General features: G+C 45.5%; 16 protein-coding genes and 3 tRNA genes. 18 read left to right on the forward strand and 1 reads right to left on the reverse strand.

What is annotated here, in order from left to right:
• The first annotated feature begins 12 nt into the window (after positions 1-12).
• From AC9UH7_RS02560 to AC9UH7_RS02605, 10 genes are all read left to right on the forward strand, one after another.
• Positions 13-924 (forward strand): carbohydrate ABC transporter permease, encoded by a 912-nt coding sequence (locus tag AC9UH7_RS02560; protein WP_509594646.1) that lies wholly within the window; start codon positions 13-15, stop codon positions 922-924.
• A complete protein-coding gene (locus tag AC9UH7_RS02565; RefSeq protein ID WP_509594649.1) occupies positions 924-1808 on the forward strand; it encodes a carbohydrate ABC transporter permease in 885 nt (294 codons plus the stop codon). The genes AC9UH7_RS02560 and AC9UH7_RS02565 overlap by 1 nt, the downstream gene beginning before the upstream one ends.
• Before the next feature lie 20 nt (positions 1809-1828).
• On the forward strand, positions 1829-2779 hold the full coding sequence (locus AC9UH7_RS02570; RefSeq protein ID WP_509594651.1) for a quinone oxidoreductase family protein: 951 nt from the start codon (positions 1829-1831) through the stop codon (positions 2777-2779).
• A gap of 54 nt (positions 2780-2833) precedes the next feature.
• Positions 2834-2906 (forward strand) — tRNA-Thr (locus tag AC9UH7_RS02575).
• Between the two features lie 47 nt (positions 2907-2953).
• A tRNA-Met gene (locus tag AC9UH7_RS02580) sits at positions 2954-3027 on the forward strand.
• Positions 3028-3109: 82 nt separating this feature from the next.
• Positions 3110-3280: a 50S ribosomal protein L33 gene (gene rpmG / locus AC9UH7_RS02585; protein ID WP_017955317.1), complete on the forward strand. Its 171-nt coding sequence runs from the start codon at positions 3110-3112 to the stop codon at positions 3278-3280.
• A complete protein-coding gene (locus tag AC9UH7_RS02590; RefSeq protein WP_509594654.1) occupies positions 3280-3669 on the forward strand; it encodes an FAS1-like dehydratase domain-containing protein in 390 nt (129 codons plus the stop codon). Before rpmG ends, AC9UH7_RS02590 begins: the two co-directional genes overlap by 1 nt.
• Complete coding sequence (locus AC9UH7_RS02595; protein ID WP_509594657.1) at positions 3666-4061, forward strand: MaoC/PaaZ C-terminal domain-containing protein; 396 nt, start codon at positions 3666-3668, stop codon at positions 4059-4061. The genes AC9UH7_RS02590 and AC9UH7_RS02595 overlap by 4 nt, the downstream gene beginning before the upstream one ends.
• Complete coding sequence (locus AC9UH7_RS02600; protein WP_509594660.1) at positions 4058-4945, forward strand: glycosyltransferase family protein; 888 nt, start codon at positions 4058-4060, stop codon at positions 4943-4945. Before AC9UH7_RS02595 ends, AC9UH7_RS02600 begins: the two co-directional genes overlap by 4 nt.
• A gap of 9 nt (positions 4946-4954) precedes the next feature.
• Positions 4955-5971 (forward strand): UDP-N-acetylmuramate dehydrogenase, encoded by a 1017-nt coding sequence (locus AC9UH7_RS02605; RefSeq protein WP_509594663.1) that lies wholly within the window; start codon positions 4955-4957, stop codon positions 5969-5971.
• On the opposite strand, the gene AC9UH7_RS02610 is transcribed toward AC9UH7_RS02605, so the two are convergent.
• Positions 5968-7167, reverse strand: a complete 1200-nt coding sequence (locus tag AC9UH7_RS02610; protein ID WP_509594666.1) for a pyridoxal phosphate-dependent aminotransferase — start codon at positions 7165-7167, stop codon at positions 5968-5970. The two genes, AC9UH7_RS02605 and AC9UH7_RS02610, sit on opposite strands and share 4 nt — an antisense overlap.
• Positions 7168-7281: 114 nt before the next feature.
• Between AC9UH7_RS02610 and AC9UH7_RS02615 the strand changes: the two genes are divergently transcribed.
• The 8 genes from AC9UH7_RS02615 to rplL all read left to right on the forward strand — a co-directional run.
• Positions 7282-7355: transfer RNA gene (locus AC9UH7_RS02615), tRNA-Trp, on the forward strand.
• A 53-nt stretch (positions 7356-7408) separates the two neighbouring features.
• Complete coding sequence (secE, locus tag AC9UH7_RS02620; protein WP_509594668.1) at positions 7409-7633, forward strand: preprotein translocase subunit SecE; 225 nt, start codon at positions 7409-7411, stop codon at positions 7631-7633.
• Positions 7634-7642: 9 nt separating this feature from the next.
• Positions 7643-8401 carry a transcription termination/antitermination protein NusG gene (gene nusG, locus AC9UH7_RS02625; RefSeq protein ID WP_509594671.1) on the forward strand — a complete coding sequence of 253 codons (759 nt, stop codon included), beginning with the start codon at positions 7643-7645 and terminating at the stop codon, positions 8399-8401.
• Positions 8402-8431: 30 nt separating this feature from the next.
• Entirely contained in the window at positions 8432-8863 is a 432-nt protein-coding gene (gene rplK / locus AC9UH7_RS02630; protein ID WP_506626660.1) for a 50S ribosomal protein L11, read from the forward strand.
• Between the two features lie 87 nt (positions 8864-8950).
• Entirely contained in the window at positions 8951-9655 is a 705-nt protein-coding gene (gene rplA, locus AC9UH7_RS02635; RefSeq protein ID WP_509594673.1) for a 50S ribosomal protein L1, read from the forward strand.
• 87 nt (positions 9656-9742) lie between these two features.
• On the forward strand, positions 9743-10888 hold the full coding sequence (locus AC9UH7_RS02640) for a cation:proton antiporter domain-containing protein (RefSeq protein ID WP_509594676.1): 1146 nt from the start codon (positions 9743-9745) through the stop codon (positions 10886-10888).
• Between the two features lie 195 nt (positions 10889-11083).
• Positions 11084-11734, forward strand: a complete 651-nt coding sequence (rplJ, locus tag AC9UH7_RS02645) for a 50S ribosomal protein L10 (protein ID WP_509594678.1) — start codon at positions 11084-11086, stop codon at positions 11732-11734.
• A gap of 5 nt (positions 11735-11739) precedes the next feature.
• Positions 11740-12032: 50S ribosomal protein L7/L12 (rplL, locus tag AC9UH7_RS02650; RefSeq protein WP_509594681.1), on the forward strand; the 293-nt coding region annotated here is incomplete at its 3' end.

Raw genomic sequence — 12032 nt, forward strand, 5'->3', positions numbered from 1 at the left:
AGGCTAACAATTATGACATCGACGGCGACGGACTCAACAGTTCGTCGCCGTCGAGCATTTTCCCCAAAAGATCGTTTAACACTTACTGCTTTTGTTGGTATTCCAACTGCTTTTCACATTCTATTAGTGTGGGTTCCAGCTATTGGAACAATCGGATTGTCATTTACCTTTTGGTCCGGCATTCACATTTCAGATATCAAATGGGCTGGACTTCAAAACTACAACAATATTTTGACTGGAACTCCTGTTTTTTGGGATGCAATCTGGCACAACGTAATTTGGCTTCTCTGGTTTGGTTTGATTGCAACACCATTGGGAATTTTGCTTGCGTATCAGATTGATCGTCAGATTAGAGGACACAGGTTTTACGAATCTGCATTCTTTGTGCCTGTAGTTCTTTCTCTTGCCGTTACTGGAATCATCTGGAATTTCATGTTGCAGCCAGGTGGTTTTGTTCAAGGAATATTGGGACGAGACATCGGTAATCCGATTTCCATTTATGGCAACTATGACATTAATACCTATGTAATTCTGGGCATCGCGTCGTGGCGCCACATTGGCTACATCATGCTCTTGTATTTATCTGGCCTTAAATCTGTTGATGCTTCACTTAAAGAGGCGTCAGCTATCGACGGGGCTACCGAATGGCAAACCTTCCGTAAGGTCATTTTGCCTACGATGAAGCCTGTAAACATCATCATTATTGTTATTACAGTTATTGATTCCCTACGTGCTTTCGACATTGTTTACATGATTTATGGGTCGAGTACGGGGTGGCCAATTTTAGGAATCTTGGTATTCCAGAACATCTCAGGTGGTGGAATGTCTATGAAGGGTGCTGCCTATGCAGTAATCCTCTTTGCTCTGTGTATTGGCCCGATGATTTCTTACTTGAAGCAGAGCTTTGCTGAGGATGTTAAGTGATGTCATCAATAGTTGCTGAAAAGAAGTATAAGAATTCTCAAAAGACCAAAGATCGAATCATCTCAATCTTTATTGGCTTCTTCGCTCTGGCCTGGTTGTTTCCAATTGCTTGGACTATTTGGAGTTCACTTCGCCCATATAACGATGTAATTGCAAATGGTGTTTTCTCGGTTCCAAAGACTCTTAATTTTGATAATTACTACAACGCAATACGTTTGATGAAGTTGCCGATGTACTTAACCAACTCGTTCCTCATCACAATTCCTGCAGTTGTGCTGACCTTAGGTTTTGGTTCTTTGATTGCATTCGTGGTTTCACGCTATTCATTTAAATTTAATGTTGCTCTGCTTCTTTTCTTCACAGCAGGAAATTTGCTTCCACAGCAGCTTGTATTCATTCCGCTATTCAAGATGTACCTAGCAATTGGTGATTTCTTTGGAAATCGCGCTCTTCTGTATGACAGCATTTTAGGTGTTGTACTCATTCACGTTGCATTCCAACTGGGCTTTGCTACCTTCGTTCTTTCTTCGTATTTGAAGACAATTCCAAAAGAAATTAGTGAATCCGCCATGGTCGATGGCGCCTCTGTCTGGGTTCACTACTCAAAGATAATTTTGCCTTTATTGCGACCACCTTTGGCCTCACTTGCAGTGCTTATGACAACGTGGATTTATAACGATTTCTTCTGGGCGCTAGTTCTAATGAAGTCAGATTCCAAGCGTCCGATCACATCTGCTTTAGCCCGCTTGCAAGGCGAGTTTGTAACTGATTTCAACCTACTTGCGGCAGGTGCGATTGTGGCTGCCCTTCCCACCCTTCTAATTTTTATAGTTTTACGTAAACAGTTTGTTTCAGGCTTAACTCTCGGCTCAACTAAGGGCTAGTTAGAAAACTAGGGGTAAATATGAAGGCAATACAGATCACCGAATTCGGTGGTCCCGATGTTATGCAACTCGTTGAATTAGAAACACCAACGCCAGGTGCCGGACAAGAGTTGATAAATGTTTCGGCTATTGGAATCAATTATGCAGACACACATCAAACAGAAAACTCATATCTTTCTGCGCAGAAACTTCCATTGATTCCAGGCATTGAAGTAGTTGGAACAACCGCTTCTGGAATTCGCGTACTTGCTCCAGTTGATGGTGGGGGATATGCCCAACAAGCGTTGACATTTGCCGCCACCATGATTCCAGTACCAGATGGCGTGACGGATGAACAAGCTCTTTGTATGTTGGTGCAGGGTTCAACTGCGTGGCATATTCTAAAAACTGTTGGTCATCTGCAAGCTGGTGAAACAGTTGTAGTTCATGCAGCAGCGGGAGGCGTCGGAACTATTGCTATTCAATTAGCAAAAATGTGGGGAGCAAAGGTAATCGCAGTTGCATCTTCTGAAGGTAAGCGAGCATTAGCAACTTCCTTGGGTGCTGATGCTGTTGTAGATGCAACTACTGAAAACTTAGGCGATGCAATTAAGGCTGCTAACGGAGGCAAGCGAGTTAACTTGATCCTCGAAATGGTCGGCGGGAAAACTTTTGATGAAAGCCTAGAAATTCTTGCACCCTTTGGTCGTTTGGTTACATATGGAATGGCATCACGTGTTGCACCATCAATGATTCAGCCGGCAACACTTATGGGTGGCAGTAAGACAATTACCGGATTCTGGTTATCCCATTGCTTTGGCAAAAAAGAGTTAATGAATGATGTAATCGAAGAACTCTTTGCCTTAGTTGTTCAAGGAAAGTTGAAGCCGGTAATCGGTGCCACCTATCCAATGAGCCAAGCGGCAAGTGCTCACAAGGCAATGTTGAGCCGAGAAACAACTGGCAAAATCACGCTAAATCCGAAGGAGTAATTGACTCTTTTTTGCCATTCCTATTAATACAGGTAGGCTTCGCTTTCGACCAACGCCCCCCTAGCTCAGTTGGTAGAGCGTTTCCATGGTAAGGAAAAGGTCACCGGTCCGATTCCGGTGGGGGGCTCGAATGAGTTCTTCACCAAATGAAGATCTTGTTCAAGCACAACCCTTGGCGGGGTAGCTCAGCTTGGTAGAGCAAGCGGCTCATAATCGCTGTGTCGTGGGTTCAAATCCCGCCTCCGCTACTAGTTCAACAAGCGTGAATTTCGCGCTACGAGATGGCTCAGGTAACCTAAGCCCCTCGCAATCGACAGAAGGAGTAAGACCATGGCAAGCAAGAGTGCGGACGTACGTCCAAAGATCACCATGGCATGCGTGGATTGCAAAGAGCGTAACTACATTACAAAGAAGAACCGCCGCAACGATCCAGACCGTATGGAACTCAAGAAGTTCTGTCCACGTTGCAAGTCTTCAACTCTTCACCGCGAAACTCGCTAATGATCAATCCCGATTCGGTCGGGCGCACCTTTGAAGGTGCAGGATCTGTAACTGTTACTCAATCTGAAATAGATGCATTTTGTGCTGTCATTTCAGAAACCAATACAACTGTTGCTCCACCTACATTTTCAATTCGAATTTCCTTGTCCCAATATGAATCAATTCTGACCCAACCTGAAATTGGTGTTGATTGGACTCGCTTAGTCCACGGTGATCAAAAGTTTGAGATCTTTCGCCCCATAGTTGCTGGCGATGTGTTTAAGTGTTCAGCGACAATCGAAACACTTCGAGTGGCTGCAGGAAATGAAATTGTTTCTGTGCGCTCTGATTTACATAATGGCACCGAACTAGTCGTTTCTTCCTGGTCAACTTTGGTGGTGCGGGCATGATTGAAGTTGGGACTGTTTTAGAAGAGCACATCTATTATCTTGATCGCGCAATGCTTAAAGCCTATGCCGATGCAAGTGGGGATCAGAACCCAATTCATCAGAATGAAGAGTTCGCACTTTCTGTTGGACTTCCCAATGTCATTGCACATGGCATGCTCACAATGGCTTTAGTGGGAAAGTATGTAACTGATTGGGCTGGCGGGGCAGCTGCAGTTAAAGAGTATTCAGCCCGCTTTGTTAAGCCAGTGATTGTGCCGGCAGATCAAAAGGTTGATTTAACAGTCTCAGCAACAGTTTCAGAGATTGATGGGGATCGCATTTCAATAACTCTAAGCGCTACATCTGCGGGTATAAAGGTTCTAGGTATGGCTAAAGCGGTAGTGATTAAGTGAGCATTCCAGATTCAGTTACTGCCTTGGCACAGGCTCGCATGGATGCACGTGCTGCAAAAGATTTTGCATTAGCCGATAAGTATCGTGATGAATTACTGCAGGCAGGATTTGAAGTCGTAGATGTTGCAGGCGGATATGAGTTAAAACCAAAGAAGCCATACATAACTCTTGCCTACCCACGAGATATCCGCACCATAGACCTAGAAAAAGATGTCACTGTTGGATTAATCGTTGATGGCTTTACTGAAGATGCCTTAGAAACGGTAAAGGGTATTAAGGCAAATAGCGATTGTGATGTTGTAATAATTTCTATCGGTGATGCTGGTTCATTGTTCGAGCAAATGGATAAGCGCACCTATCTAATTTCAGTCAATCCAGGGGCAGCATGGGGAGATTGCGCAAATGTATTTCTAGAAAAAGTTCAGAGTAAGTATGTAATCATCATGGATCCGTCAACGCGCTTTACAGGAGACGCAGTTACTCCGGCTGTCCAAGAACTTGAAAAAGGGGAGTACGTGGCTGTTGGTTGGCGTGGGGGATTAGTTAATACTGAGGATCAATGGCGAAGTGTTGACGACAAGGGCCCTGGCGAAGTTGATGTTCTATTTTCGTATTTCATGGCATTTAATCGCTTAGCGATGATTGAGGTGGGGGGATTTAATCCACGTGCTTTGTATTATCGAAACGCAGACATTGAATACTCACTAAAGATTCGCCAAGCAGGTGGCAAGTTGCTTCAAATGGAGTTGCCTCTCACGCAAGAGCGTCATCATGGGTATCACGATGCAGATCCTGAATACCGTGAAGTTCAGTCAAAGAAGAATTACGATCGCATCCTCGATAAGTATCGAGGTAAAAGCGCAATTTTGTCCCCGCGCAGGTAGCCTTTCCACATGACCGAGTTATCCAAATACACCAGCTTGCGCGTGGGTGGCCCGGCTACGAAAATCGTTCAGGTTTCTACAGAGGCACAAATAATCGCTGCCATTGAAGAGGCAGGTGATACGCCAATTTTGATCATGGGCGGTGGCACCAATGTTCTGATTGCAGATAAGGGCTTTGAAGGAACCGTTATTCGAATCTCCAACAATTCTGTGCAATCTGAAGTTGATGCATGCAGTGGTGCCACGTTAACAATTGGTGCTGGTGAAGACTGGGATTCTTTTGTTCAAACCACAATTAATAGTGGATTCGCAGGACTTGAAACATTAAGTGGGATTCCTGGGACAGTTGGTGCTGCGCCAATCCAAAACATCGGTGCATATGGCCACGAAGTTTCTGAATTTATAACTCGTGTCCGTACTTATGATCGTCAACTAAAAGAGATCTACACATTCACAAACAGTCAATGTGAGTTCACTTATCGAAATTCATATTTCAAAGCGCACCCTGGACGGTATGTGGTGCTTGAAGTTCAATTCCAACTTCGCATTGGTGAGTTCAGTGATCCAATTACTTACCTTGAGCTGTCAAAGAAATTAGGAATTGAGCCAGGAGATAAGGCTTCAGTTATTGCTACGCGAGCTGCTGTCCTTGAACTTCGTGCAAGTAAAGGAATGTTGTTATCACCAGACGACCGAGATTCATGGTCTGCGGGTTCATTTTTTACTAATCCAATTATTTCTCAGCAAGCAGCAGATGCACTGCCGGATGCTGCTCCTAAGTGGCCTCTTAACGATGGTCGTGTAAAGATTTCTGCTGCATGGCTAATAGAAAATGCAGGGATGCATAAGGGCGATGAAGTTGGGGGCGCAAGAATTTCTACAAAGCATGTTCTTGCATTGACTAACTCAGGTCATGCAACCGCTGCAGATATTGCTGAGCTTGCAAGACGTGCGCGCGATCAAGTAAGAGAGGTCTTTGGAATAACCCTTGAAGCAGAGGTAAATCTGATTGGAATCGAGATTTAACCTTCTGTAATTAGCTTCTTAATGCGACCAATACCTTCAACAATATCTTCATCACTGGTTGCGTATGAAAAACGTAAGTACCCAGAAGGACCAAAAGCTTCACCTGGAACTGCGGCAACTTCAACCTCTTCAAGCAGCAGGGTTGCTAACTCTGCTGATGTTGTTGGGGTTTTACCCCGAATAGTTGTTCCAAGGACGCCCTTGACGGATGGGTACACATAAAAGGCACCGGTAGGTGTTGGACATTCAAATCCTGGAATTTCGTTTAGTAAATCAACAATAAGTTTGCGTCGTCGGTTGAACGCTTCACCCATTGTGTGAACAGCATCCAGGTTTCCAGTCAGCGCTGCGATTGCTGCACGTTGTGAAACATTTGAAACATTTGACGATAAGTGAGACTGTAGATTTGTTGCAGCCTTAATCACATCTTTGGGTCCGATCATCCAACCCACACGCCAACCTGTCATTGCGTAAGTCTTTGCAACTCCGTTAATAATGATGCATGTGTCTGCGATCGCAGGAACTAAAACTGGAAGAGATGGTGCGGTCGCACCGTCGTATAACAAGTGCTCATAAATTTCATCACTAATGATCCAGATGTTGTTCTTCACGGCCCATTCACCAATTGCTTCGACTTGTTCTGGTGAATAAACAGAACCAGTTGGATTAGAAGGGGAACAGAAAAGTAACGCCTTTGTCTTTGGTGTGCGAGCAGCTTCAAGTTGTTCAACTGACACCAAGTAGTTTTGAGTTTCATCAGCAAAGATTTCAACTGAAACTCCACCAGCTAATTTGATGCACTCTGGGTATGTGGTCCAAAATGGAGATGGAAGTAGCACTTCATCGCCGGGATCAATAATTGTTGCAAATGCTTGATAAACAGATTGCTTTCCACCATTTGTGACCAAAACTTGGTCAGCGGTAATCTCATAATTACTATCACGCTTTGTCTTGGCAACAATCGCATCTCGTAGATCAGGTAAACCTGGCGTTGGTGAGTAGCGATGATTTGCCACAACCTTTGTTGCCGCAGCTGCTGCTTCAACGATGTAATCAGGAGTTGGGAAATCCGGTTCACCGGCTCCAAAACCAATTACTGGACGACCAGCGGCTTTCAGTGCCTTTGCTTTTGCATCAACGGCCAAGGTGGCTGATTCTGCGATGGCCGCGATTCGGGCCGAGATACGTGGAGTCATGGGCGTAAGTCTGCCGTATTTCAAGCGCGAGTTAGACCTGAACCCCACCTTGCCTCTACACTTCGACGCTCACGAGGGTTTGCTTTTCCCTATGGTTTTGCCATGCTCTCGCGAAGGGCAGTAGCTCAATTGGCTAGAGTTGCCGTCTCCAAAGCGGCCGGTTGGGGGTTCGAGTCCCTCCTGCCCTGCAAGAAGTTTGTGCACTACAAGATGTATCCGTGAAGTATCGAAAGGAATGACGATGACAGAGTCAGTTGAACAAGTAGCCGAGAAGCTCGGTCTATTTGCGCGCGTTGGACTTTTCTATCGCCAAGTTGTTTCTGAACTTCGCAAGGTTGTTTGGCCTACGCGCAATCAACTAACGACATACACAGCTGTCGTACTTGTATTCGTAATTTTCATCATTGCTGTTGTATCCCTCATCGACCTTGCTCTTGGAAGACTTGTCTTCTGGGTATTTGGATAAAGGAAAACAATGACTGAAGAACAGAACCTAGACGCCCCAAAGCTAGATGCTTTTGAGGCTGCGCTCGCTGCGAATGCAACAGAAATTTCTAATCCTGTTGTTGAAGAGGAAATTGTTGAAGCACCAGTAGCTTCAACTGAGCCAGAGCTTGCGCTCGCATCAGATGAAGATGGCGACATTGAATCAGATGAGAATGATCCAAATGCAGAGTTCCGTCGCACACTGCGCACAGCACTTGGTGACTGGTATGTGGTTCACTCATATGCAGGATATGAAAAGAAGGTTAAAGGCAATCTTCACAACCGTATTGCTTCATTAAATATGGAGGATTACATCTTCCAGATTGAAGTTCCTGAAGAAGAGGTAAAAGAACTTAAGAATGGCCAGTTCAAGATGGTTAAGCGCAACATCTACCCAGGCTATGTTCTTGTTCGCATGGATCTTACAGATGAATCATGGTCAGCAGTCCGTAACACTCCTGGTGTTACCGGTTTCGTTGGCAACGCTCACCACCCATCTCCATTGAGTATGGATGAAGTTGAAAAGATTCTTGCACCGCGTCCGCAGAAGAAGTCAGAGAAGGATCAAATCCGTCTCATCGATTTCGAGGTAGGCGAGTCAGTAACAGTTATGGATGGCCCTTTTGCAACGCTGCCAGCGTCGATCTCAGAGATCATGCCAGAGCAAGCAAAGCTCAAGGTTCTTGTTTCAATCTTCGGACGCGAAACACCTGTAGAGCTTTCATTCGGTCAAGTACAAAAGATTTAATTAGAAAACCAAGAAAAAGAGGAAAAAGAAATGGCACCAAAGAAGAAGGTAAGCGGCTTCATTAAGTTGCAGATTCAGGCTGGAGCAGCAACACCTGCGCCACCAGTTGGTCCTGCGCTAGGTCAGCATGGTGTCAACATCATGGAGTTCGTGAAGGCATATAACGATGCAACAGCATCACAAAAGGGCCAGATCATTCCTGTTGAGATCACTGTCTATGAAGATCGCTCATTCACATTCATCACTAAGACACCTCCTGCATCACGTTTGATCTTGAAGGCTGCTGGCGTTGAAAAGGGTTCAGCTGTTCCACACAAGACAAAGGTTGCAAACATCACCATGGCTCAGGTCAAGGAGATTGCAACTCAGAAGATGTCAGATCTGAATGCAAATGACATTGATGCAGCAGCAAAGATCATTGCGGGCACAGCTCGTTCAATGGGAATCACAGTAAACGGATAACTAACTTTCTCATCGCCAAATTGGCGATGAGATGTGGGAGAACCTCGCTGGTTCGCTAACCACAGCCTTGGAAAGAATGAGGAAGAAATGAAGCGCTCAAAGAAATACTTAGCGGCAGCTGAAAAGGTGAAGAAAGATCACCTATACACACCGCTACAAGCAGTAACACTTGTTAAGGAAACTTCAACAGTTAAGTACGACGCATCTGTAGAAGTTGCACTTGTACTTGGTGTGGATCCTAAGAAAGCTGATCAAGCAATCCGTTCAACAGTTAACCTTCCTCACGGAACTGGTAAGACTGCTCGCGTTTTGGTTTTCGCGAACGGTGCAAATGCTGATGCAGCTCGCGCAGCAGGCGCTGACATCGTCGGTGGAGATGAACTCATTGAAGAAGTTTCAAAGGGCCGTCTTGATTACGACGCAGTAGTTTCAACACCAGATCTCATGGGTAAGGTCGGTCGCCTCGGAAAGGTTCTTGGACCTCGTGGCTTGATGCCAAACCCAAAGACAGGAACAGTTACAACAGATGTTGCCAAGGCTGTTGAAGATATCAAGGGTGGAAAGATTGAATTCCGCGTTGATAAGAACTCAAACCTTCACTTCCTAATCGGTAAGGCATCATTTACCGCAGAACAACTTGCAGATAACTATGCCGCTGCGATGGAAGAAGTACTTCGTGCCAAGCCAAACTCTTCAAAGGGTCGCTATGTGCAAAAGGCTGTAGTTTCAACGACGATGGGACCTGGAATCGCAATTGATCCAAACCTAGTTCGCGAACCAGCAGCTAACTAAGCATTAAATGGAGAAGGGCCTCGGCGTTACGCCGGGGCCCTTTTTAATTTCTCCCTCAAACTCACCAACCCCAATTAGAGTTATCCCATGGCATCAATCGTTGAAACCGCACCGCTTGTATTAAATGTTGGTGTTGTGTTGACCGCTGCAGCAACCATGGGTTTTGCTGCGAGAAAATTGGGTCTGCCATCAGTAATCGGATATTTAGTTACAGGACTTTTAGTATCTCCTTTTACCCCAGGCTTTGTTGCAGATAACAATCAACTCGCATTACTTGCAGACATTGGTGTTGTTTTACTTCTCTTTGAAGTAGGAATCGAATTAGACCTGCGAAAGATTACTCGTGAGCAGAAAGGACTTCTTTGGGGAGTCCCTGCTCAAATGGGATTTGGATTATTAGTCGGTACTCCTATTTTTCTTTGGCTAGGGATACCAATCTTTGGCGCACTTTTGATGTCCTTATCGATTGCAATGTCTTCGAGCGTTGTAATTGTAAACATCACGCGTAGTCCAAGACGTGCCACAGATACATCAACAGAAGAAGCTTTATTGGGTTGGTCTCTGATGCAAGATGTTGTTGGCGTTGCAATGGCAGCGGTCATCTTGGCACTCTTTGGAGCAGGTGAATCGTCATTGCTAACTGCAATTGGTGGATTGCTTGGATTTGGAATAATTGCAATTGGTGCATCTCGAATACTGCCGCGAGTCTTACGAGCTGTTCGTTGGGAAAAGGATTTGTTCTTAATCTATTCAGTCTCCTTCGGTCTTGTTCTAGCAGCCCTTGGAACCGTGGTCTTTGGAATTCCAATGGCACTTGCTGGCTTTGTTGCAGGGCTAGCGATTAACCAAAGCCGCGATACTGAAGAGGTGCGTAAAGTAATCCTGCCTTTTAGAGATCTATTTGCAGTCTTGTTCTTTGTTGTCATAGGTACTTTGATCGCACCACAAGAGCTTGCAGCAGCGTGGCCCTTTGCACTCTTAGTTCTAGCATTGATGATTTTGCTAAAAACACTTCCCACTTTGGCGCTGGCTAAAATCGCAAAGATGAATGTGCGCCCAACCCAGTTAGGAGTCGGCGTCAGCCAAATAGGAGAGTTCTCATTCGTACTTGGCTCGCTGGCCTTTGCAGAAGATGTGATCACCCGTTCACAATTTACTGGGCTACTGGTCGCGGTTGTCTTATCGATTACCGCCTCAACAATCCTCATTCGTAGACCTATAAAACACGCTTAATTTGACCCCGAAGGCCACCCACCTTTAGCCTTACGCCATAACCAAAGACCGCAGGTCTAGATCAACCGCGAGGTAGATCTAAATAAATGAGGAAATCTCAGCCCGCGTAGGTGATCATGGTAAATCCGTGGCGCTTACGCGTTACGGATTTTTTTATTTCCTGCGGCCGCCAATGAAACAGGAAAGGTGAACCGAATGGCTCGCCCAGATAAGACAACAGCAGTTGCTGAACTTGCGGAGAACTTCCGCACAGCTAATGCAACAGTGCTAACTGAATATCGTGGTCTTTCTGTTACATCAATGAAGGAACTTCGCCGTGCTCTTGGAACAACAACCAAGTACGCAGTAGTGAAGAACACTCTTACAAAGATTGCAGCAAAGGATGCTGGAGTAGAGATCGCAGATGATCTTCTTACCGGTCCATCGGCTGTTGCATTCATTAACGGTGATCCAATTGATGCAGCAAAGAGCCTCCGTGATTTTGCAAAGGAGAATCCATTTCTTGTTATCAAGGGTGGTTTCTATGAAGGCAAGGCTGTAACACCTGCAGAGATCATGCAGCTCGCTAACCTCGAGTCTCGTGAAGTTCTGTTGGCAAAGCTTGCTGGTGCAATGAAGGGATCGCTTGCTAAGGCAGCGCGAGTATTTGACGCACTTCGCATCAAGCTTGAATCAGAACAAGGCGCACCTGCGCCAGTTGCAGAGGCAGCACCAGCTGCTGAAGCAGTAGTCGAGGCTCCTGCAGAAGCAGCAGTTGAGACACCAACAGATGTAGCAGAAGCTCCTGTAGCTGAAGCAACAGAAGTAACTACAGAAGCAACTCCAGAAACAGAAGAGAAGGAATAACGAATATGGCAAAGCTCAGCACAGAAGATCTATTGGGTCAGTTCAAAGAAATGACATTGGTCGAGCTCTCAGAGTTCGTTAAGTCATTCGAAACTGAATTCGATGTAACAGCAGCAGCTCCAGTAGCAGTTGCAGCAGCAGGCGGCGCAGCAGCAGGCGGCGCAGCAGATTCAGCACAAGATGAGTTCACAGTTATCTTGGAAAACGCAGGATCACAGAAGATTGCAGTGATCAAGGAAGTTCGCGGACTAAATTCAAGCCTCGGCTTGAAGGAAGCGAAGGACCTAGTAGATGCATG

This window comes from Candidatus Planktophila sp. (assembly GCF_044348745.1).
GTDB lineage: Bacteria > Actinomycetota > Actinomycetes > Nanopelagicales > Nanopelagicaceae > Planktophila.

Coding starts and splice junctions, on each gene's coding strand:
- AC9UH7_RS02560 (WP_509594646.1), top strand. CDS start 13: ATGACATCGACGGCGACGGACTCAACAGTTCGTCGCCGTCGAGCATTT.
- AC9UH7_RS02565 (WP_509594649.1), top strand. CDS start 924: ATGTCATCAATAGTTGCTGAAAAGAAGTATAAGAATTCTCAAAAGACC.
- AC9UH7_RS02570 (WP_509594651.1), top strand. CDS start 1,829: ATGAAGGCAATACAGATCACCGAATTCGGTGGTCCCGATGTTATGCAA.
- rpmG (WP_017955317.1), top strand. CDS start 3,110: ATGGCAAGCAAGAGTGCGGACGTACGTCCAAAGATCACCATGGCATGC.
- AC9UH7_RS02590 (WP_509594654.1), top strand. CDS start 3,280: ATGATCAATCCCGATTCGGTCGGGCGCACCTTTGAAGGTGCAGGATCT.
- AC9UH7_RS02595 (WP_509594657.1), top strand. CDS start 3,666: ATGATTGAAGTTGGGACTGTTTTAGAAGAGCACATCTATTATCTTGAT.
- AC9UH7_RS02605 (WP_509594663.1), top strand. CDS start 4,955: ATGACCGAGTTATCCAAATACACCAGCTTGCGCGTGGGTGGCCCGGCT.
- AC9UH7_RS02610 (WP_509594666.1), bottom strand. CDS start 7,167: ATGACTCCACGTATCTCGGCCCGAATCGCGGCCATCGCAGAATCAGCC.
- secE (WP_509594668.1), top strand. CDS start 7,409: ATGACAGAGTCAGTTGAACAAGTAGCCGAGAAGCTCGGTCTATTTGCG.
- nusG (WP_509594671.1), top strand. CDS start 7,643: ATGACTGAAGAACAGAACCTAGACGCCCCAAAGCTAGATGCTTTTGAG.
- rplK (WP_506626660.1), top strand. CDS start 8,432: ATGGCACCAAAGAAGAAGGTAAGCGGCTTCATTAAGTTGCAGATTCAG.
- rplA (WP_509594673.1), top strand. CDS start 8,951: ATGAAGCGCTCAAAGAAATACTTAGCGGCAGCTGAAAAGGTGAAGAAA.
- AC9UH7_RS02640 (WP_509594676.1), top strand. CDS start 9,743: ATGGCATCAATCGTTGAAACCGCACCGCTTGTATTAAATGTTGGTGTT.
- rplJ (WP_509594678.1), top strand. CDS start 11,084: ATGGCTCGCCCAGATAAGACAACAGCAGTTGCTGAACTTGCGGAGAAC.